Genomic DNA, 19981 nt, shown 5'->3' on the forward strand with positions numbered 1-19981 from the left:
TTCAACCGGTGATATCTGCTGATTTGTCGCGGGCTTCATGGCAAACTAAGCGCCAATTTTCTATTCCGATGTGTCTGCGGAGGCAGCTTTGGACAAAATTTTCGTCGATGAGGCCGTCAGCGATCTTCATACCATTCAGGATATGTTGCGTTGGGCGGTCAGCCGGTTTAACGCAGCCAATGTCTATTACGGCCACGGAACGGATAATCCCTGGGACGAAGCGGTGCAACTGGTGTTGCCCAGCCTGTTTCTGCCGCTCGATATTCCCGAAGATATGTATATTTCCCGCCTGACGTCCAGCGAACGGCATCGTATCGTCGAACGCGTCATCCGACGGGTTAATGAGCGTATTCCGGTGGCGTATCTGACCAATAAAGCCTGGTTCTGCGGCCTCGAATTCTATGTTGATGAGCGGGTTCTGGTGCCGCGCTCGCCGATCGGTGAATTAATCAGTGATTATTTCGCTGATCTGCTGCCCAAAGCGCCGACGCATATTCTGGATATGTGCACCGGCAGCGGTTGTATCGCCATCGCCTGCGCCCACGCCTTTCCCGAAGCCGAAGTCGATGCGGTGGATATTTCCGATGATGTGCTGGCGGTGACTGAACAAAATATTCAGCAACATACTGTGGAATATCGCGTTACCCCGATTCGTTCCGATCTGTTTCGCGAACTGCCCGCGATTCAGTACGACCTGATTGTGACCAATCCGCCATACGTCGATGCGGAGGATATGGCGGATTTGCCGCAGGAATTCCGCTATGAGCCGGAATTGGGGTTAGCGGCGGGCAACGATGGTTTGACGCTGGTAAAACGCATTCTGGCCTGTGCGCCGGATTACCTCAGTGATGATGGCGTGCTGATTTGCGAAGTCGGCAACAGCATGGTGCACCTGATGGATCAATACCCGGACATTCCCTTCGCCTGGCTGGCGTTTGAAAACGGCGGGGACGGGGTATTTATGCTGACCAAAGCGCAGTTGCTTAACTGTCACGCGCATTTCAGCATTTATCGTGATTAAGCGGCGTGGCGGGCGTATTCACCTTGATGCGACGCACACGCTAAAATTATAGGCTTACGCTAAAAATAGACGCATACGCTAAGGAGTCGTGATGGCAGGAAACAGTATTGGACAGTTTTTCCGCGTCACCACATTTGGTGAGTCACACGGTATTGCGCTGGGATGTATTGTTGACGGCGTACCGCCGGGGATCCCGTTGACGGAGGCCGATCTGCAACACGATCTGGATCGCCGTCGTCCGGGGACGTCCCGTTACACCACACAGCGTCGCGAACCCGATCAGGTGCGCATTCTGTCAGGGGTATTTGAAGGGGTGACCACCGGCACCAGTATTGGTTTACTGATTGAAAACACCGATCAGCGCTCGCAGGATTACAGCGCGATTAAAGCGGTGTTCCGTCCCGGTCACGCCGATTACACTTATGAACAAAAATACGGTCTGCGTGATTATCGTGGCGGCGGTCGCTCGTCCGCGCGTGAAACGGCGATGCGCGTCGCCGCCGGCGCCATTGCCAAAAAGTATCTGCAACAGCAATATGGCGTCAGGATCCGCGGTTATCTGTCGCAGATCGGCGATGTTGTCTGTGAGCTTAAGGATTGGGATTTGGTTGAGCAGAATCCGTTTTTCTGCCCGGATGCCGATAAGCTGGACGCGCTGGATGAACTGATGCGCGGGCTGAAAAAGGACGGAGATTCCATCGGGGCAAAAGTCAGTGTGGTGGCGGAGTCCGTCCCGGCGGGATTAGGCGAGCCGGTGTTCGATCGCCTGGATGCGGATTTGGCCCACGCGCTGATGAGCATCAACGCGGTGAAAGGCGTTGAGATTGGCGACGGTTTTGCCGTGGTGACCAAACGTGGTAGCGAGAACCGCGATGAAATCACGCCGGAAGGCTTCCAGAGCAATCACGCGGGGGGCATTTTGGGCGGCATCAGCAGCGGACAGCATATCGTCGCGCATCTGGCGCTTAAACCGACATCCAGCATTATGGTGCCCGGCAGGACGATCAATCGCCAGGGCGAAGCGACGGAAATGGTTACCCGTGGACGTCACGATCCCTGCGTGGGGATCCGTGCGGTGCCGATTGCCGAAGCGATGATGGCGATTGTGTTAATGGATCACCTGCTGCGCCAACGTGCGCAGTGTGGCGATGTGGTCAGTCAGGTTCCCCGCTGGTAAATAATGATGAAACACGGGTTAATTGGGGTTATCGCGTTGGCTTTGAGCGCGCCGCTGTGGGCGAAAACCCCGTGGCAGGAAATGACGCGCCCGGTAGCGGGTGCGCCGCAGGCCATCGGCAGTTTTTCCAATGGCTGTATTGTCGGCGCCCAGCCGCTGCCGTTGGATTCGGCAAATTATCAGGTGATGCGCGTCGATCAACGCCGCTATTACGGTCATCCTGATCTGTTGGCGTTTATTCATCGGCTGAGCGCGAATGTGAAGCGTCGCACCGCTGGCAATGTGTTGATTGGCGATATGGGGATGCCGGTCGGCGGACGCTTCAGCAGCGGTCATGCCAGCCATCAGTCCGGTCTGGATGTGGATATCTGGCTGCAATTGCCGAAACAGCGTTGGAGTCAGCAGCAATTGCTGAAACCGCAACCGATTGATCTGGTAACGGCAAATGGCCGTCAGGTCAATCCGCGCGTCTGGCTGCCAGAGGTCACCACGCTGGTGAAGCTGGCCGCACAGGATAGCGACGTTACCCGTATTTTTGTTAACCCGGCGATTAAAAAACAACTCTGTATTGATGCGGGTCACGATCGTGACTGGTTGAGCAAAGTCCGACCCTGGTTCGGGCATCGTGCGCATATGCACGTCCGCCTGCGCTGTCCGGCGGACAGTCTGGAGTGTCAGGATCAGGATCCGCCGCCCGCGGGTGATGGATGCGGGGCGGAGTTGACCAGTTGGTTCCAGCCGAAACAACCGGACGGCGAGTCGCCAGTGAAAACTTCGCCGCCGCCGTTGCCCCCGTCTTGTCAGGCTCTGGTTGACGAGCATTTTTCTGCGAGATAAATATGGATTGGTTTGTCCTCGAACCACAAATGCTGGTCGTGTTGTTTTTTGTCGGGACATTGGCCGGGTTTATTGATTCGATCGCTGGCGGCGGCGGATTATTGTCTATTCCGGCGTTACTCGCCGCGGGGCTTTCTCCCGCGCAGGCGTTGGCGACCAACAAGCTTCAGGCTGTGGGCGGTTCGTTTTCCGCCAGTTTGTACTTTATTCGTCGTCGGGCGGTCAACCTTGACGAGTTGAAGTTGCCCATATTGCTGACGTTTGCGGGCGCGACTTTTGGCGCCTGGCTGATTCAGCAGATCCATGCGGATTTCCTGCGGCAATTGCTGCCGGTGTTGATCATCGGTATCGGTCTGTACTTTCTGTTGTCGCCCAAAATTGGCGAAGAGGATCGCCAGCGTCGTCTTTCCGGTCTGCCTTTCGCGCTTATCGTGGGCGGCTGCGTGGGGTTCTATGACGGTTTCTTTGGGCCGGGAGCCGGTTCATTTTATGCGCTGGCGTTCGTCATGTTGAGTGGATTCAATCTGGCAAAAGCCACGGCAAGCGCCAAAATCCTGAATTTCACCTCCAATTTCGGCGGGCTGTTGTTTTTCATCCTGGGTGGGAAAGTGGTGTGGAGCGTTGGCGCGGTGATGTTGATCGGGCAGATCCTCGGTGCGCGCCTGGGCGCCAGAATGGTGTTGAATAAAGGGCAAAAGCTGATTCGCCCCATGTTGGTGATAGTTTCCGCCGTGATGAGCGGCAAGTTGATTTATGACAGTCATGGCGCGGCGATTGGCGTCTGGCTGGGACAGTTTTTCTGATGACGAATAACCTGATGGATACTCACCACTACCAGCACTTGATTGATATTTTCGACGCGTGTTTCAGCCGCGAATACAACACACGCCTGATTAAAGGCGATGATGAACCTGTCTACCTGCCCGCAGATGAGCAGACGCCGTATCACCGGATTGTTTTTGCCCACGGTTTTTACGCCAGCGCGTTGCATGAGATTTCCCACTGGTGTGTGGCGGGAGCTCAGCGGCGTTTGCTGGTTGATTTCGGCTACTGGTACTGTCCTGATGGCCGGGATGCGGCTACTCAACGCCAGTTTGAAGTGGTTGAGATCAAACCGCAGGCCCTTGAATGGCTGTTTTGCGTCGCGGCGGGTTTTCCGTTCAACGTCAGTTGCGACAATCTGAACGGCGACAGCGAACCGGATCGCATTGATTTCCAACGTCGAGTGCATGGACAGGTTATGACCTATCTGGAACAAGGGCTACCCGCGCGTCCCGCATGCTTTATTAACGCATTACAATCGTTTTACAATACGCCGCCGCTGACGGCGGAACGTTTTCCCTATCCCGCCGATCTCTGTTAAGTGCGACGGGAACCGATTAATCGAGGGTAATAAATGATCGCAGAATTTGAAGCGCGTATTCTGGCGCTGATTGACGATATGGTGGAGCACGCCAGCGATGATGAACTTTTTGCTGGCGGCTACTTGCGCGGTCATTTGACTGTGTCGGTGGCGGAAGCCGAGGAAGCGGGCGACCATTCACCGGAAGCATTGCATGAGCGAGTCAGCGTAAGTATTGCCAACGCGATAAAGAATGGCGAACTTTCACCGCCAGACCAGATTCTGGTGAACCGCATGTGGGACAATTTATTCCAGCAAGCGCAAAATCCGCAAACGCACTAAATATCACCGCAGGCTGACGCACCGGTTTATTGGTTCGTCAGCCGTTCTCTCATGCAGTGTTCTATACCCGCCTCTTGTTGTAGACCGGCTTATTACCTGCACATTGATACCCATCGGGTATAGAACACAATTGCTTTGGTTACGATTATTGCTTTGGTTACGATTAAAGTACGCCAGATAACTTTTCACTCATACCGGTCGGCCTTTTAATAATTTTCTGATCCAGAAACGGTTCGGACTCAGCGCGGCCAATGTTTCTCTGTCTAACGGCAATGGCTCGCCATAAATTTGCGAAGCCAGTATTTCCGCCGCCAGCGGCGCGGAGCAGAGTCCGCGTGATCCCAGCGCGCCAATGATGAACAGACCTGGATAGACGGGCGCTGGCGGCAGATGTTGCGCATCGTGCTGCTGATGGCGCAAATCCTGATAACTGTCGAGCGTCTGCTGATAATCCGGCACCGCGCCCAATAACGGCAGATGATCGCGCAATGCGCAACGCACGCCTTGACGCGCCATGTGACCACTGACATCAATCTGTGAGGCCCACGTCGCATCGGGCAGACAAGTTAACAGGCGCTGACGATTTTCCCATTGTTCCGTTTCCCGATATCCATTGCTGGTATCGCCACGCTGGTAGCTGGCGCCAATACAGTGTTGCTGATGTCGCGGGCTGACGGGGGTCAGATAGCCGTCATAGCACAACACCTGTTGCAGCCGCTGTAACGCCGGGGTGGTTGGAATATGACTTACCTGACCACGCACCGGATAGCAGGGCAACTGGCGGGTTTGCGGCCAGTCGGAAATCTGATGGCCATTCGCCAAAATCAGTGTGGAATGCATGGCCTGTTGTCCTTCGTTGAACGTTAATGTCCAGCCTTCAGCGGAGGGAGCGATGGCGGAAACCGGGGTGTTCATGTTGGCGACCAGCCCTTGCTTCTCTGCCAACGCCACTGCCGATGCGGTCAATTCCGCCGGACACAGCCAGCCGCCGTCAGGATAGGTCACGCCTCCCGCCCCCAGCGCCAGACCGTTGTGCGCTTCTAGTTGTTGGGCGGTGACCGCCGACACCAGTTCTGGCGGCCATTCTCCTTGTAATATTTGTGCGATCTTGCGCCTGCTCTTTTCATCATAAGCGAGTTGGCTCACGCCGCACCATTGATGTTCAAATGCCGCCCCCTGCGTCGCCAGCGCCGTATACTGACGACGGGCGAAGGTGAAAGCGGCGGCGAAAAAGCGGGAAAGCGCATCATGCCGGTTGTTCAGCAGCGGGTAGAGCGCGCCCTGACGGTTACCGGACGCGCCGGTGGCGGGCTGTGTTTCCGCGCAATAAAGTGTGACGCGGGCGCCGCGCCGTTGCAGAGCGAGCGCGGTTAACACGCTGGCGATACCGCCGCCAATGATGGCGACGTCATAAGGCGTGGTCGCCGCCGGACGTGCATACCACGGTGTGGGCGAAGGGGCGGGAAGGGCGGAGGCAAGGATGCCGCTCAACATCTCGCGCTTGCGCCCAAATCCTTTGATTTTACTGACGCAGAACCCCGCCTGCTGCAACCCGCGTCGCACGAATCCGGCAGCGGTAAACGTGGCAAAGGTGCCTTGTTCGCGGCACAGACGCGCCATGGACTGAAACAGATTATCCGTCCACATATCCGGGTTTTTGGCCGGGGCAAAGCCATCCAGAAACCAGGCGTCAACCTGATGAGTGAGCGAATCATCTAATGCGGGCAATAGCGCATTCACATCGCCAAACCATAGATCCAGCGTGATCCGCCCGTCAGCCAGAAGCAGACGATGGCAGCCAGACAGCGGCAGCGGCCATTGTTGGCGCAGCGCGTCCGCGTAGGGCGCCAGTTCGGGCCATGACGCATGGGCGACCTTCAGATCGTGGCATTGCAACGGGAATTTCTCAAAACTGATGAAATGCAGACGTTGTAACGTCGCGTCTGGCGACCGGGCGCGGAATTGGTCAAAAGCCTGCCATAGCGTCAGAAAATTAAGTCCGGTGCCGAACCCGGTTTCCGCAATGATGCAACTGGCGCGTGAGTGGGTAAGAAACCGATCGGGAAACTGATTGCCGCGTAAAAAGACATATTGGGTTTCCGCCAGCCCATCCTGATTGGAAAAATAGACGTCATCAAACTGTTGCGATACAGGTGTACCCTGTTCATTCCAGCTTAAGGACGCATGCTGGATAGGATGGTTGTTCACGACAAATGACTCATTATTCAAGCGATGCGGCGATTCTAACCAGCGGAATGTCGGGGTGCAAATTTAGTAAAAGTTCGGCTGATCGGACTTGTTCAGCTTACAACTGTACGCTAAAGTGCCATGCGAAATCCCAAAATTTATAAGTGGAAGAGGTATTAGAATGAAACGTGCAGTGATTACTGGTCTGGGGATCGTATCAAGCATAGGTAATAACCAGCAGGAAGTTCTGGCTTCTTTGCGTGAAGGACGTTCAGGTATTACTTTCTCTCAAGAGCTGAAAGATTCCGGCATGCGTAGTCACGTCTGGGGCAATGTCAAACTGGATACAACCGGACTGATTGAACGTAAAGTTGTACGTTTCATGAGTGATGCCTCTATCTATGCTTACCTGTCAATGGAACAGGCTGTTGAAGATGCGGGGCTGGCCCCGGAGACTTATCAGTGCAACCCGCGTGTGGGGTTGATTGCCGGTTCCGGCGGTTCGGCGCGTTATCAGGTATTTGGCGCCGACGCCATGCGCAGCCCGCGCGGTCTGAAAGCCGTTGGCCCTTATGTCGTGACCAAGGCGATGGGTTCCGGCGTGTCTGCTTGTCTGGCGACGCCGTTCAAAATCTACGGTGTTAACTACTCTATCAGTTCCGCCTGCGCCACTTCCGCCCACTGTATCGGCAATGCGGTCGAGCAAATTCAAATGGGCAAGCAGGACATTGTGTTCGCTGGCGGCGGTGAAGAATTGTGCTGGGAACTGGCCTGTGAATTTGACGCCATGGGCGCTCTGTCCACAAAATATAACGATACGCCGGAAAAAGCGTCCCGTACTTATGACGCAGGGCGCGATGGCTTTGTTATCGCGGGCGGCGGCGGCATGGTCGTCGTCGAGGAACTGGAGCACGCACTGGCGCGTGGCGCGCACATTTACGCTGAAATTATCGGCTACGGCGCGACGTCCGATGGCGCTGATATGGTCGCGCCTTCCGGCGAAGGCGCGGTGCGTTGTATGAGAATGGCGTTGCAGGATGTTAAAGCGCCGATCGATTACATCAATACGCACGGCACCTCTACCCCGGTGGGCGATGTGAAAGAACTGGGTGCGATTCGTGAAGTGTTCGGCGACAACGTCCCGGCCATTTCCGCCACCAAAGCGATGACCGGTCACTCTCTGGGCGCCGCGGGCGTGCAGGAAACGATTTATACCCTGCTGATGCTGGAGCATGGCTTTATTGCGCCAAGCATCAACATCGATACGCTGGATGAACATGCGGTGGGGATGAACATCATCACTGAACCAACCGAACGCAAGCTGACGACGGTCATGTCGAATGGTTTCGGCTTCGGCGGGACTAACGCCGCACTGGTGATGAGCAAATTCGAACAGTAGTCGTTATTGCCTGATGAATGAACGTAGCGGCGGTGATGTCAGTCGCTATGTTCAATATCCCGGCCCCTTTCTGATATTTCCCCGCCTGGTTTTACTTCGCTTAAACGCGGCATTTCGCCGTCGATCCACGCTCAGAGCAAAATCCATAACAGAAAACTGACGACACAGAGGCTGACAATCACCAGAAATAGCGGTCTGTGGAACAAGGCTTGCCAGTTGAGCGGCAACGACGCAATCAACGGGTTGAACAGCGGTGGCGGATACAACTGCGAGGTCGCGCCATCGCTTTCCTGTGCTCGCTGTAGGCGCTGAGTGAACAGGAACGTGAGAACATCATCAATCTGCATCGGCGTGAGCGGCGTCTGTAAGCCGGGGGCAAAACGCACCTGGGTGTAATCCAGCAGCATTTGCTGCTCTTGCGTCGAGAGGGGTTGCGGCAACGCGCCTTGCAGTACAGCAAGAGGGGAGGCGGCGAACGCGGTCGTCGTCGCTGCGCCGGATGATGCCGGGAGCGTCGCGTTGGTCATGGCGGGCGAATTGCTATTGGCCGGGGCGGGCTGTCCCGCGATGGCATTACCCGCTGCGTTAGGTTGCGCGGCTTGTTGCGACGTGGATGGCGATAATAATGACGACGCTTGCTGCGATTGACTCGCTTGTTGCAGCGTCACTTGCGTTTGCAGAAACTGAGTCAGCACTTGCAGATTTTTCAAGGGAATGGCGTCGCCCGTCGTTAAATTCTGCATGGTCATCAGCGTCGTCCAGATTCTGGCCGACGGTTCGCCGGTCTGGGCGGCCAGGCGGTTCACCAACTGATTCAAACTGTTCTGCTCGGCTGGGCGCAGTGGGCGATCAGGGGCATTAGCCGTCGCCTGAGCGCGACCTGTGGCGGTTGTCGAGAGCGGCATCTGCCCATGTTGTAACAACGTCACAACCTGTTTTAACTGCGCTTTGCTGAGTGAACCGAGTACCGTATGACCGAACTGCTGGCGAATAAAATCACTGACGGCCTGACGGTTATTACCCTGCGACAGCATGTCGGTCACGCGTTGCAGCAGTTGCTGGCGCTCGCCGTTATCCTGTGCTTGCGTTAATCGTGTTTGCAGCAATTGTTCGGCGGGCTGATAGTGACGAGATTGCAATTCCGCGTTTTCCGTCAATCCAAGCCCTTGCCTGACATTGCTCCAGACTTCCGCGGCTTTTGATGTCGTCAGCGCCGCCACTTTTAGCACCAGATTCTCAAGGGTGGTGCGTTGCGCCGGGGTGAGCGGCTGATCGCCGCTGCGGGCGGCGGCCAGGCTGGTAGTGACCGCAGGCGTCGTGGCGTTGGCTGAACGTTCGCCGGGCAGTGGGGCCCCAGGGCCGCTGACAGGTTGCATACTGGCTATCCTCACCGCGAGTTAATGAGCGAAATCATAGCAAGCTCTGCTCGTCTTCGATAGTTGCAAAACAGCCAAAACCCAGCGCCAATCGTGATGATTGCGCTGGACCGGCGGGATCATCAAAAGCCGATAGCGATGGGCTTCCCCCTCATTCAGTGGCAAAATAGCTTCCCTCTTTTTGACTGGGTAACAGATTGCCGGGAAAGGAAATGAAAATTCTGGTTGATGAAAATATGCCGTATGCCTGCGAACTGTTTAGCCGTTTGGGTGAGGTGCGGGCGGTTCCAGGGCGTCCGCTGCCGGTTGAAGCCCTGAAGGGCGCCGATGCGCTGATGGTGCGTTCAGTGACCAACGTTAATGCGGAACTGCTGAGCGGCGCAGCAGTGAAATTTGTCGGCAGCGCGACGGCGGGCACTGACCATGTTGACCAGAACTGGCTTGCGGCGAACGGTATCGGTTTTTCCGCCGCGCCAGGCTGTAATGCTATCGCGGTGGTCGAATATGTTTTTTCTTCCCTGCTGATGCTGGCTGAACGTGATGGCTTTCAACTGCGCGACAAAACGGTGGGGATTGTCGGCGTAGGCAATGTGGGCGGCAGGTTGAATGCCCGATTGCAGGCGTGGGGCGTAAAAACGCTGTTGTGTGATCCGCCCAGAGCGGCGCGTGGCGATGACGAAGCGTTTGTGCCATTGGAGACGTTGGTGCGGGATGCCGATATTTTAACCCTGCATACGCCGCTGTACGCGCAAGGCCCTTACCGGACGAAACATCTGATTGATGAAACCGTGCTGAATAACTTCGCCGATGGACGCATTCTGATTAATGCCTGCCGGGGGCCGGTGGTGGATAATGCGGCCTTGCTCGCCGTCCTGAAGCGCGGTAAGAAACTCAGCGTGATCCTTGATGTCTGGGAACCGGAGCCGGCGCTGTCCACCGAACTGCTGGCGCGGGTCGATATCGGTACGGCGCACATTGCCGGTTATACCCTCGAAGGCAAAGCCCGCGGCACCACACAGATTTTCGCAGCCTGGAGCGAGTTTATCGGTGAGCCGCAACAGGTTGCTCTGTCTTCATTATTGCCCGCGCCGGAATTCGCCACGCTAACGCTGACTTCGCCGCTGAACGAAGCGTTATTAAAGCGGCTGGTGCATCTGGTGTATGATGTGCGCCGGGATGATGCCCTGTTACGTCAGGTTGCCCATCAGGACGGCGGGTTTGATCGTCTGCGCAAACATTATCAGGAACGACGCGAATGGTCGTCGCTCCATGTCATCTGTACCGACAGCGCCAGCGCAGCGTGTCTGAATAAGCTGGGATTTTATGCAACGGTAGATCATCGTTAATTCATCCGCCCTTAAACACCATGCCCGCGCCTCTGTCATGCTGCGCAGGCTGGCGTCTTTTGTGTACGTGGATGTGTTATTTATCAATTTGGGAGAACAACCACATGTCTGACGGCTGGAATATTGCTCTGCTGGGCGCAACGGGCGCTGTGGGTTCAGCGTTACTGGAACTGTTGCAGGAACGTGAATTCCCGGTGGGTAAACTTTATCCGCTGGCCAGCGAACGCAGCGTGGGTGAAATCATACGTTTTAATGGAAAATCCTGTCCGGTCGAAGATGTTGCGGATTTTGACTGGGCGCAGGCGCAGCTGGCGTTTTTTGTTGCCGGTCAGGAAGCCAGCGAGCGCTATGCGGAGGAAGCCGGGAACGCCGGTTGTCTGGTGATAGACAGTAGCGGCCTGTTCGCGCTGGAGCCGGATGTGCCGTTGGTGGTGCCGGGCGTGAATACTCATGTGTTGGCGGATTACCGTAATCGCAACCTTGTCGCGGTGGCGGATAGTCTGACCAGCCAGCTGCTGGTGGCCATCAAGCCGCTGACGGAGGCCGCGGGCCTGTCCCGTTTGCACGTTACCGCCATGTTGTCGGTTTCCGCGCGCGGCAAGGCCGCAGTGAATGATTTAGCGGGACAAAGCGCGCGTCTGCTGAACGGCATTCCGCCAGAAACGGGTATATTCCCCAAACAGTTGGCGTTCAACTTGTTGCCACTGCTGCCGGATAACGAAGGCAGCGTGCGTGAGGAGCGTCGTTTAGTGGATGAAGTGCGCAAGGTGCTACAGGATGAGGGATTACCGCTTTCTGTTACCTGTATTCAGTCGCCGGTGTTCTACGGTCATGCTCAGGTCGTTCATCTGGAAGCCTTGCGCCCGCTGGCGGCGGAAGAAGCGCGTGACGAACTGTTGCAGGTGGATGAGGTTCAGATCAGCGATGAACAGGACTACCCGACGCAGGTGGACGACGCCTCTGGCAACATCCGCCTGAGCATCGGCTGTTTGCGCAATGATTACGGCATTCCGCAACAACTGCAATTCTGGTCGGTGGCGGATAACGTGCGTTTTGGCGGCGCGTTGATGGCATTGGAAACCGCGGAATGTCTGGTACGGGAGTATCTGGGGTAATGACGGAACCGATGTTGGCGCAGGCGGCCCCGGCAGGCGATCCTGCCGTGCTGAAAATTGCGCTGGGAATTGAATATGATGGCCACCGCTATTATGGCTGGCAGCGTCAGGCGGAAGTCGATAGCGTGCAAGGCTGTCTTGAACAGGCCCTGAGCAATGTGGCGGATGCGCCCATCACTGTCTTCTGTGCGGGCCGGACCGACGCGGGCGTGCATGCGACGGGGCAGGTGGTGCATTTTGTTACTCAGGCGGTGCGTAAAGACGCAGCCTGGACGATGGGAGTGAATGCGAATTTGCCGCCGGATATCGCCGTGCGTTGGGTGAAAACGGTGGATGACGATTTTCACGCCCGCTTCAGTGCGACGGCGCGCCGCTATCGTTATGTCATCTATAACCACCGCTATCGTCCGGCGGTACTGGCTCAGGGCGTCACGCATTGCTATCTGCCGCTCGATGAGCGGCGGATGGCGCGAGCGGGGCAATGCCTGCTGGGTGAAAACGATTTTACCTCGTTTCGCGCCGTGCAATGCCAGTCGCGCACGCCGTGGCGCAATGTAAATCATTTAAAGGTTACGCGTCATGGGGCTTATATCGTGGTAGATATTAAAGCCAATGCGTTTGTACACCATATGGTGCGCAACATTGTCGGCAGTCTGATGGAAGTCGGCTGCGGCAATCAGCCGGAAACATGGATAGCGGAGTTATTGGCGGCCAAAGATCGCACGCTGGCGGCAGCCACGGCCAAAGCGGAAGGATTGTATCTGGTTTCGGTGGATTATCCTGAGCGTTTTGCGTTGCCGCGGCCCCCGATGGGGCCGCTGTTTTTGCATGACGATTGATAAATGATGGGTTTTGCCGATATACCTTTGGGCGCGCTGTATATTGGCGCCACCTATCGAAAGAGACGTTTTTATGGAATTTATACAGTTTATTATTGATTTTATTCTACATATTGATGTGCATCTGGCGGAACTGGTCGCACAATATGGTGTCTGGATTTATGCCATTCTATTTCTTATCTTGTTTTGTGAAACCGGGCTGGTCGTCACTCCGTTTCTGCCGGGTGATTCTTTGCTGTTTGTGGCGGGCGCGTTGGCGGCGCTGCCATCGAATGACCTGAATGTGCATACGATGGTTTTCCTGATGATTACCGCGGCGATCCTGGGCGACGCGGTGAACTACACGATTGGCCGTTTGTTCGGTGATAAGCTGTTCAGTAACCCGAATTCAAAAATCTTCCGGCGCAGCTATCTGGATAAAACGCATCAGTTTTATGCGCGTCACGGCGGCAAAACAATAATTCTGGCGCGCTTTGTTCCTATTGTGAGAACATTTGCGCCGTTTGTCGCCGGGATGGGACATATGAGCTATCGTCATTTCGCAGCCTATAATGTTATTGGCGCGTTGCTGTGGGTTATTTTATTCACCTACGCGGGGTATCTGTTCGGTGACCTGCCGATTGTACAGGAAAACCTGAAGTTACTGATTGTCGCGATTATCTTTGTCTCAATCCTGCCGGGCGTGATCGAGATTATCCGGCACCGGCGAGCGGCGGCGCGCAGCAGTGCAAACAGCAGCGGTGTGAAATAAGTGAAACCCGTTTTTACATCCGGTTTGATCAGTTTTTTATCCACAGCGCTGGGTCGTTATGGTTTAATGGGCGGCATTTATGGTCTGTTCCTGGAACAATCCTTGATGCCAATGCCTCAGTATCGCGATTAACGCGGATCTCAGGCATTTTTTTAATTGGCAGTGTCGTCAGGGAATAAATGTTGTCAGGCAATAGTTGACGCATGAACAGCGGACTGGCATGTGCCAGGTTCAAGCAGAAAGGTTATCAATGAGCTGGATTGAACGAATTCTTAACAAAAGCAACATCACCCCGACTCGTAAAGCGAACATTCCTGAGGGTGTCTGGACGAAATGTGATAGTTGCGGTCAGGTTCTGTATCGTGCGGAACTGGAGCGTAATCTGGAGGTCTGCCCCAAGTGCGACCACCACATGCGTCTTTCCGCGCGTGCTCGCTTACAAGCTTTCCTGGATAAAGAAGGGACAGTGGAGCTAGGCAGCGAACTGGAACCGAAGGATATCCTGAAATTCCGGGATTCGAAAAAATATAAAGATCGTCTGGCTGCGGCACAAAAGCAGTCTGATGAAAAAGATGCCCTGATCGTGATGAAAGGGACATTATATGGTATGCCGGTGGTCGCGGCTTCTTTTGAGTTTGCGTTCATGGGCGGCTCTATGGCGTCTGTCGTCGGGGCGCGTTTTGTCCGTGCGGTTGAACAGGCGCTGGAAGACGGATGTCCGCTGGTCTGTTTCTCCGCCAGTGGCGGCGCCCGTATGCAGGAAGCGTTGATGTCGCTGATGCAGATGGCAAAAACCAGTGCGGCTCTGGCTAAAATGCGCGAACGTGGTTTGCCTTACCTCTCCGTTCTGACCGACCCGACCATGGGCGGCGTGTCTGCGAGTCTGGCGATGCTGGGGGATTTGAATATCGCTGAACCGAAAGCCCTGATCGGCTTTGCAGGGCCGCGTGTTATTGAGCAGACAGTACGAGAAAAACTGCCGCCGGGTTTCCAGCGTAGTGAGTTCTTGATTGAGAAAGGCGCTATCGACATGATCGTACGTCGTCCTGAAATGCGGTATAAACTGGCGACGATCCTGGCCAAATTGACCAATCAGCCGGAACCCGGTAGTGATGAGGTTGAAAACCACGTCGATGACGAGGCCAAATCACAGGATGCTGTGTAGCTGAACCGATGAACAGGAAGCGTGAGTCCGCCTCAGGCAATATTACGCTTCCTGTATAAAATGAACCGTAAGCCAGTGAACGGGACTCATGAATAATCTTCAAATACCCCAAGCCACGTCGCCTATGGTCACGTGGCTTCATTATCTGGAGCACCTGCACGCTCAGGCCATTGAGTTGGGACTGGATCGTATCAGGCAGGTTGCCGTACATCTTCAATTATTACAGCCTGCCAGGGTGGTCTTTACCGTCGCCGGCACCAACGGCAAGGGTACGACATGCTGTACGCTGGAATCGATATTGATCGCTGCCGGACTGCGTGTCGGCGTCTATAGCTCTCCGCACTTGCTGCGTTATACCGAGCGAGTGCGCATTCAGGGCGCGGAGTTACCCGAAACACGTCATTGTCAGGCGTTTGCAGATATCGAAGCGGGAAGAGGGGCGGTTTCTCTTACCTATTTCGAATTTGGCACGTTGGCGGCGTTGCAACTGTTCAGGCAGGCGAATCTGGATGTGGTCATTCTGGAAGTTGGCCTGGGGGGACGTCTCGATGCGACCAATATCGTGGATGCCGACGTCGCCGTTGTGACGAGTATCGCGCTCGATCATACTGACTGGCTGGGCAACGATCGTGACAGCATCGGCAGAGAAAAAGCCGGCATATTCCGCCGGAGTAAACCCGCGGTGGTGGGTGAGCCGAATATGCCGCCGTCAATCGCCGATGTCGCCTATGAAACCGGGGCGGTGCTGTTGCGCCGTGGTCGGGAGTGGGATTTCTCCATCCAGCGCGACAGTTGGAGCTGGCAGAACAAACAGCGCGAACTTTCAGGATTGCCAATGCCGAATGTGCCGCTGGCAAATGCGGCCACCGCGCTGACGGCGTTGAATTATTCGCCGCTCAATGTGAGCGAAGACGCCATTCGGCAGGGGATGAAACAGGCGACACTGCCTGGCCGGTTCCAGATTGTGCGCGAAAAACCAATGCTGATTCTGGATGTGGCGCACAACCCGCACGCTGCCGCATATCTCGCCAGCCGTCTGGCGGCCTTGCCGAAAGCGGGGAAAATCCGCGCCGTGACGGGCATGTTGGCGGACAAGGATATTCCCGGCACGTTGAGCCATTTACAACCGCTGGTGGATGAATGGTATTGCGCGCCGCTGGATGTCCCGCGTGGCGCTACCGTTGGGCAACTGACCGAGCATCTGCATCACAGCCAGTCGTTCTCTGATGTCGCCAGCGCCTGGCGCCAGGCGATGGCGGCATCGACGGAACAGGATATCGTCATTGTGTGCGGATCTTTTCATACGGTAGCGCAGGTGATGGAAGCGTTGGATGAGGAGAAAACCTATGGCGAGTAAATTTCAGAATCGCCTGGTAGGAACGATTATTATCGTCGCGTTGGGCGTGATTGTTTTGCCCGGCCTGCTGGATGGTGAAAAGAAACATTATGAGGATGATTTTGCCGCCATCCCGCTGATCCCCAAGCCGGGAGACAGCAATGAGATGGAGGCGTTGCCGCCGCTGAACCAGTCATTGTTGAGCCAACCCTCGGAAGGGGCTGAGGCGGCGATGGAGGATAAATCGTTGGCGCCTGACCTTGAGGATACGGCCTCGCCCACAGAAAACGCGCCCCCCGCCGCGAATCCGCCTGCGGGCGTGACGGCGCCGCCAGCCGTGGTTGAACGTCCGCCGGTTCAAGCCCCGGTCGCGCCCAAAGCGCCGCCGAAACCAGAGGCGAAGCCAAAGGCGGAAACCAGACCGGAACCGAAACCTGAAGCCAGAACGCAAACGCCCGCCGCAGAACAAGCGCCTGCCGGACAAGCTTATATCGTGCAACTGGGCGCGCTGAAAAATGCGGACAAGGTGAATGAAATTGTCGCCAAACTGCGTCTCTCCGGCTATCGCGCCTATACCGTGCCCGCCACGCCGGTTGCGGGGCAGATTACCCGTATTTATGTCGGCCCTGATGCGTCCAGACAGAAGTTGCAGGCATCATTGGGCGAGCTACAACGGCTGAGCGGATTGAGCGGTCAGGTGAGGTCGCATAGCGTGCGTTAAGGCGTTGCGCCAGTGTTTATCAGCTATTGATAAAATCGGCGGAAATACGCTACGCAAACGTTTTCTTTTTCTGTTAGAATTCGCCGCGAACAGGATGACGTCGCGGCTTACCGGTAATCTGGTTCATTATTAGGATCGTTCATGGTTTGGGTTGATTACGTCATTATTGGCATCATCGGATTTTCGGCTCTGGTTAGCTTGATTCGGGGATTTGTTCGTGAAGCGTTGTCGCTGGTGACCTGGGGTTGCGCATTTTTTGTCGCTAGCCAGTACTATGTTTATCTCGCGATTTATTTCACCCGTTTTGATGACGAACTGGTACGTAACGGTATCGCTATTGCCATTCTGTTTATTGCGACGTTGATTGTGGGTGCTATCGTCAACTATGTGATCGGTTCACTGGTTGAACGCACTGGATTATCGGGCACCGATCGTGTACTGGGCGTTTGCTTCGGTGCGTTACGTGGTGTATTGATTGTCTCCGCACTGCTATTTTTTCTGGATACCTTTACCGGTCTTTCACAGAGTGCCGACTGGAAGCAGTCCCAGTTAATCCCGCAGTTCAGTTATATTATCAGGTGGTTTTTTGACTACCTGCAAAGCACGTCAAGTTTCTTGCCGCAGCACATAACGCTGCGGTAGCGCTGATGAGGAAAAGACACCATGTGCGGTATTGTCGGTATCGCCGGTTTTACGCCGGTCAACCAGTCGATTTATGACGCGTTAACGGTGTTGCAACACCGTGGGCAGGATGCAGCAGGCATTGTCACCATTAATGACTTAAATTGTTTCCGCCTGCGTAAGGCCAATGGCCTGGTGAAGGATGTGTTTGAAGCCAGACATATGCAACGTTTACAAGGCAATATGGGTATTGGTCATGTGCGTTATCCCACCGCAGGCAGTTCCAGCGCATCGGAAGCGCAACCTTTTTACGTTAACTCGCCGTTCGGGATCACTCTGGCGCATAACGGCAACCTGACTAACGCGCACGAACTGCGTAAAAAGCTGTTCGAACAGGAGCGTCGTCATGTCAACACCACCTCTGATTCCGAAATTCTGTTAAACATTTTTGCCAGAGAGCTTGATCGTTTTCAGCACTATCCGCTGGAAGCGGATAATATTTTTGCGGCAGTTGCTGCGACGCACCAGCAAATTCGCGGTGCTTATGCTTGCGTCAGCATGATTATCGGTCACGGAATGGTTGCTTTCCGCGATCCGAATGGCATCCGTCCGCTGGTGATCGGTAAACGCGATCTGGAAGATGGACGCAGTGAATATATGGTCGCTTCGGAAAGCGTCGCACTGGATACGCTGGGTTTTGAATTTCTGCGTGATGTAGCGCCGGGAGAGGCGATTTATATCACGGAGAAAGGCCAGTTGTTTACCCGCCAGTGTGCTGAAAATCCGAAAAGCAATCCGTGTCTGTTCGAGTATGTTTACTTCGCGCGCCCGGATTCTTTCATCGACAAAATTTCCGTATATAGCGCTAGGGTACGGATGGGGCAGAAGCTCGGTGAAAAGATTGCACGTCAATGGGAAGATTTGGATATCGATGTGGTTATCCCCATCCCTGAAACGTCCTGTGATATCGCGCTGGAAATCGCGCGCATCATTAACAAGCCGTATCGCCAGGGCTTTGTGAAGAATCGTTATGTTGGTCGCACGTTTATCATGCCGGGCCAGCAGGCGCGTCGTAAATCGGTGCGCCGTAAGCTGAACGCTAACCGTGCGGAATTCCGCGATAAGAATGTGTTGCTGGTTGATGACTCCATCGTGCGTGGCACCACATCCGAACAGATCGTGGAAATGGCCCGCGAAGCGGGCGCCAGACGTGTGTATCTGGCTTCCGCGGCGCCGGAAATCCGTTTCCCTAACGTCTATGGTATCGATATGCCAAGCGTTAATGAGTTAATCGCCCACGGTCGCGAAGTGGAAGAGATTCGCCAACTTATCGGCGCCGATGCGTTGATTTTCCAGGATCTGGACGATTTGATCGCCGCGGCGCGTGAAGATAATCCCGACATCACCCAGTTTGAATGTTCTGTCTTCAATGGCATCTACGTGACCAAGGATGTCGATCAGGGTTACCTCGATTATCTGGAAATGTTGCGTAATGATGATGCCAAAGCATTACGTGGTCAGAGCGAAGTCGAGGATCTGGAATTACACAACGAAGGCTGAGCGCTATACTCCATCGATATCGGGATGTGCGGGAAGCCAACGCGTCCGCCGCTTGAAAGATGCTGGGGATAACGAGATGAGAAAGGGAGCACGCTGCGGCGTACTCCCTTTCTGCGTTTACCGGTTTCTTGTTCTTGCTTATCATTGATCATTACGGCAAAGTCAGCGCAAATCACTTATTCGTATCGGTGCATCACCAGCGATCAGCCAGAGGCAGTTTTGATGAAGCGACTCATTATAGGTATTTCCGGCGCCAGCGGTGTGCTTTATGGCATCCGCTTGTTGCAGGTTTTGCAGACCGTGGCGGAAATAGAGACTCACCTTATCATGAGCAATGCCGCCCGGCAGACGCTTTCCCTGGAGTCTGATGTCAGTCTGCGCGAAGTGCAGGCGCTGGCGGATGTGGTACATGACACCCGCGATATCGCCGCCAACATCTCTTCCGGTTCATTTAAAACCGATGGCATGGTCATATTGCCTTGTTCGATAAAAACGCTGTCAGGCATTGCACACAGCTACAGTGATAACTTGCTGACGCGCGCGGCGGATGTGGTGCTAAAAGAGCGTCGCCCGCTGGTGCTTTGCGTGCGTGAAACGCCATTGCATCTGGGGCATTTACGGATGATGACGACGGCTGTTGAGCTTGGGGCGATTATCATGCCGCCAGTGCCTGCTTTTTATCATCGCCCACAAAGTGTGCAGGATATTATCGATCAAACCGTCAACCGCGTGCTTGATCAGTTTGATATCGAACTGCCGCAAGATCTGTTTACCCGCTGGCAAGGCTCGTAATGACCAAAGGCTTTTCTGTCTGCAATAAATCAGATTCAATGCTCACTTGTGGGG

The 19981-nt window shown here is 55.0% G+C and carries 19 protein-coding genes; 17 read left to right on the forward strand and 2 right to left on the reverse strand.

Features of this window, described 5'->3' with window-relative positions; translation table 11 throughout:
- The first annotated feature begins 88 nt into the window (after positions 1-88).
- The 6 genes from prmB to NC856_RS11685 all read left to right on the forward strand — a co-directional run bounded on the left by prmB (position 89) and on the right by NC856_RS11685 (position 4719).
- The gene (prmB, locus tag NC856_RS11660) at positions 89-1021 is read left to right on the forward strand and encodes a 50S ribosomal protein L3 N(5)-glutamine methyltransferase (RefSeq protein WP_264090600.1); all 933 of its coding nucleotides are present in this window, start codon (positions 89-91) and stop codon (positions 1019-1021) included.
- 91 nt (positions 1022-1112) lie between these two features.
- Positions 1113-2198, forward strand: a complete 1086-nt coding sequence (aroC, locus tag NC856_RS11665; RefSeq protein ID WP_264090601.1) for a chorismate synthase — start codon at positions 1113-1115, stop codon at positions 2196-2198.
- Positions 2199-2204: 6 nt separating this feature from the next.
- Positions 2205-3035 carry a penicillin-insensitive murein endopeptidase gene (mepA, locus tag NC856_RS11670; protein WP_264090602.1) on the forward strand — a complete coding sequence of 277 codons (831 nt, stop codon included), beginning with the start codon at positions 2205-2207 and terminating at the stop codon, positions 3033-3035.
- Positions 3036-3037: 2 nt separating this feature from the next.
- On the forward strand, positions 3038-3838 hold the full coding sequence (locus tag NC856_RS11675; RefSeq protein ID WP_264090603.1) for a sulfite exporter TauE/SafE family protein: 801 nt from the start codon (positions 3038-3040) through the stop codon (positions 3836-3838).
- An 11-nt stretch (positions 3839-3849) separates the two neighbouring features.
- A complete protein-coding gene (locus NC856_RS11680; RefSeq protein ID WP_264090700.1) occupies positions 3850-4398 on the forward strand; it encodes an elongation factor P hydroxylase in 549 nt (182 codons plus the stop codon).
- Positions 4399-4431: 33 nt separating this feature from the next.
- Positions 4432-4719 (forward strand): YfcL family protein, encoded by a 288-nt coding sequence (locus NC856_RS11685; RefSeq protein WP_264090604.1) that lies wholly within the window; start codon positions 4432-4434, stop codon positions 4717-4719.
- 189 nt (positions 4720-4908) lie between these two features.
- On the opposite strand, the gene mnmC is transcribed toward NC856_RS11685, so the two are convergent.
- Entirely contained in the window at positions 4909-6927 is a 2019-nt protein-coding gene (gene mnmC / locus NC856_RS11690) for a bifunctional tRNA (5-methylaminomethyl-2-thiouridine)(34)-methyltransferase MnmD/FAD-dependent 5-carboxymethylaminomethyl-2-thiouridine(34) oxidoreductase MnmC (protein WP_264090605.1), read from the reverse strand.
- 160 nt (positions 6928-7087) lie between these two features.
- On the opposite strand from mnmC, the gene fabB reads away from it, so the two are divergent.
- Positions 7088-8305: a beta-ketoacyl-ACP synthase I gene (fabB, locus tag NC856_RS11695; protein WP_264090606.1), complete on the forward strand. Its 1218-nt coding sequence runs from the start codon at positions 7088-7090 to the stop codon at positions 8303-8305.
- A 131-nt stretch (positions 8306-8436) separates the two neighbouring features.
- On the opposite strand, the gene flk is transcribed toward fabB, so the two are convergent.
- Positions 8437-9681 (reverse strand): flagella biosynthesis regulator Flk, encoded by a 1245-nt coding sequence (gene flk, locus NC856_RS11700; RefSeq protein WP_264090607.1) that lies wholly within the window; start codon positions 9679-9681, stop codon positions 8437-8439.
- 212 nt (positions 9682-9893) lie between these two features.
- Between flk and pdxB the strand changes: the two genes are divergently transcribed.
- From pdxB to NC856_RS11750, 10 genes are all read left to right on the forward strand, one after another.
- Positions 9894-11027 (forward strand): 4-phosphoerythronate dehydrogenase PdxB, encoded by a 1134-nt coding sequence (gene pdxB / locus NC856_RS11705; protein WP_264090608.1) that lies wholly within the window; start codon positions 9894-9896, stop codon positions 11025-11027.
- A 104-nt stretch (positions 11028-11131) separates the two neighbouring features.
- Positions 11132-12142, forward strand: coding sequence for an aspartate-semialdehyde dehydrogenase (locus NC856_RS11710; protein ID WP_264090609.1), 1011 nt, complete (start codon positions 11132-11134; stop codon positions 12140-12142).
- Entirely contained in the window at positions 12142-12981 is an 840-nt protein-coding gene (gene truA / locus NC856_RS11715) for a tRNA pseudouridine(38-40) synthase TruA (RefSeq protein WP_264090701.1), read from the forward strand. The genes NC856_RS11710 and truA overlap by 1 nt, the downstream gene beginning before the upstream one ends.
- Before the next feature lie 73 nt (positions 12982-13054).
- Positions 13055-13732: a DedA family protein gene (locus NC856_RS11720; RefSeq protein WP_264090611.1), complete on the forward strand. Its 678-nt coding sequence runs from the start codon at positions 13055-13057 to the stop codon at positions 13730-13732.
- Positions 13733-13982: 250 nt separating this feature from the next.
- Complete coding sequence (gene accD / locus NC856_RS11725) at positions 13983-14897, forward strand: acetyl-CoA carboxylase, carboxyltransferase subunit beta (protein WP_264090612.1); 915 nt, start codon at positions 13983-13985, stop codon at positions 14895-14897.
- A gap of 88 nt (positions 14898-14985) precedes the next feature.
- A complete protein-coding gene (folC, locus tag NC856_RS11730) occupies positions 14986-16254 on the forward strand; it encodes a bifunctional tetrahydrofolate synthase/dihydrofolate synthase (RefSeq protein ID WP_264090613.1) in 1269 nt (422 codons plus the stop codon).
- A complete protein-coding gene (gene dedD / locus NC856_RS11735) occupies positions 16244-16954 on the forward strand; it encodes a cell division protein DedD (RefSeq protein WP_264090614.1) in 711 nt (236 codons plus the stop codon). Before folC ends, dedD begins: the two co-directional genes overlap by 11 nt.
- Positions 16955-17095: 141 nt before the next feature.
- A complete protein-coding gene (gene cvpA, locus NC856_RS11740) occupies positions 17096-17596 on the forward strand; it encodes a colicin V production protein (RefSeq protein WP_264090615.1) in 501 nt (166 codons plus the stop codon).
- Between the two features lie 21 nt (positions 17597-17617).
- Positions 17618-19135: an amidophosphoribosyltransferase gene (purF, locus tag NC856_RS11745; protein ID WP_264090616.1), complete on the forward strand. Its 1518-nt coding sequence runs from the start codon at positions 17618-17620 to the stop codon at positions 19133-19135.
- A gap of 222 nt (positions 19136-19357) precedes the next feature.
- Positions 19358-19927, forward strand: coding sequence for a UbiX family flavin prenyltransferase (locus NC856_RS11750; protein ID WP_264090617.1), 570 nt, complete (start codon positions 19358-19360; stop codon positions 19925-19927).
- Positions 19928-19981: the final 54 nt, after the last annotated feature.

The sequence above is a fragment of the Brenneria izbisi genome, from assembly GCF_025840185.1.
Taxonomy (GTDB): Bacteria; Pseudomonadota; Gammaproteobacteria; order Enterobacterales; family Enterobacteriaceae; genus Brenneria; species Brenneria izbisi.

Bases quoted from the DNA above. Each gene is read 5' to 3' on its own strand.
- aroC (WP_264090601.1), top strand. From the start codon at position 1,113: ATGGCAGGAAACAGTATTGGACAGTTTTTCCGCGTCACCACATTTGGT.
- mepA (WP_264090602.1), top strand. From the start codon at position 2,205: ATGAAACACGGGTTAATTGGGGTTATCGCGTTGGCTTTGAGCGCGCCG.
- NC856_RS11675 (WP_264090603.1), top strand. From the start codon at position 3,038: ATGGATTGGTTTGTCCTCGAACCACAAATGCTGGTCGTGTTGTTTTTT.
- NC856_RS11685 (WP_264090604.1), top strand. From the start codon at position 4,432: ATGATCGCAGAATTTGAAGCGCGTATTCTGGCGCTGATTGACGATATG.
- fabB (WP_264090606.1), top strand. From the start codon at position 7,088: ATGAAACGTGCAGTGATTACTGGTCTGGGGATCGTATCAAGCATAGGT.
- flk (WP_264090607.1), bottom strand. From the start codon at position 9,681: ATGCAACCTGTCAGCGGCCCTGGGGCCCCACTGCCCGGCGAACGTTCA.
- pdxB (WP_264090608.1), top strand. From the start codon at position 9,894: ATGAAAATTCTGGTTGATGAAAATATGCCGTATGCCTGCGAACTGTTT.
- NC856_RS11710 (WP_264090609.1), top strand. From the start codon at position 11,132: ATGTCTGACGGCTGGAATATTGCTCTGCTGGGCGCAACGGGCGCTGTG.
- truA (WP_264090701.1), top strand. From the start codon at position 12,142: ATGACGGAACCGATGTTGGCGCAGGCGGCCCCGGCAGGCGATCCTGCC.
- NC856_RS11720 (WP_264090611.1), top strand. From the start codon at position 13,055: ATGGAATTTATACAGTTTATTATTGATTTTATTCTACATATTGATGTG.
- accD (WP_264090612.1), top strand. From the start codon at position 13,983: ATGAGCTGGATTGAACGAATTCTTAACAAAAGCAACATCACCCCGACT.
- folC (WP_264090613.1), top strand. From the start codon at position 14,986: ATGAATAATCTTCAAATACCCCAAGCCACGTCGCCTATGGTCACGTGG.
- dedD (WP_264090614.1), top strand. From the start codon at position 16,244: ATGGCGAGTAAATTTCAGAATCGCCTGGTAGGAACGATTATTATCGTC.
- cvpA (WP_264090615.1), top strand. From the start codon at position 17,096: ATGGTTTGGGTTGATTACGTCATTATTGGCATCATCGGATTTTCGGCT.
- purF (WP_264090616.1), top strand. From the start codon at position 17,618: ATGTGCGGTATTGTCGGTATCGCCGGTTTTACGCCGGTCAACCAGTCG.
- NC856_RS11750 (WP_264090617.1), top strand. From the start codon at position 19,358: ATGAAGCGACTCATTATAGGTATTTCCGGCGCCAGCGGTGTGCTTTAT.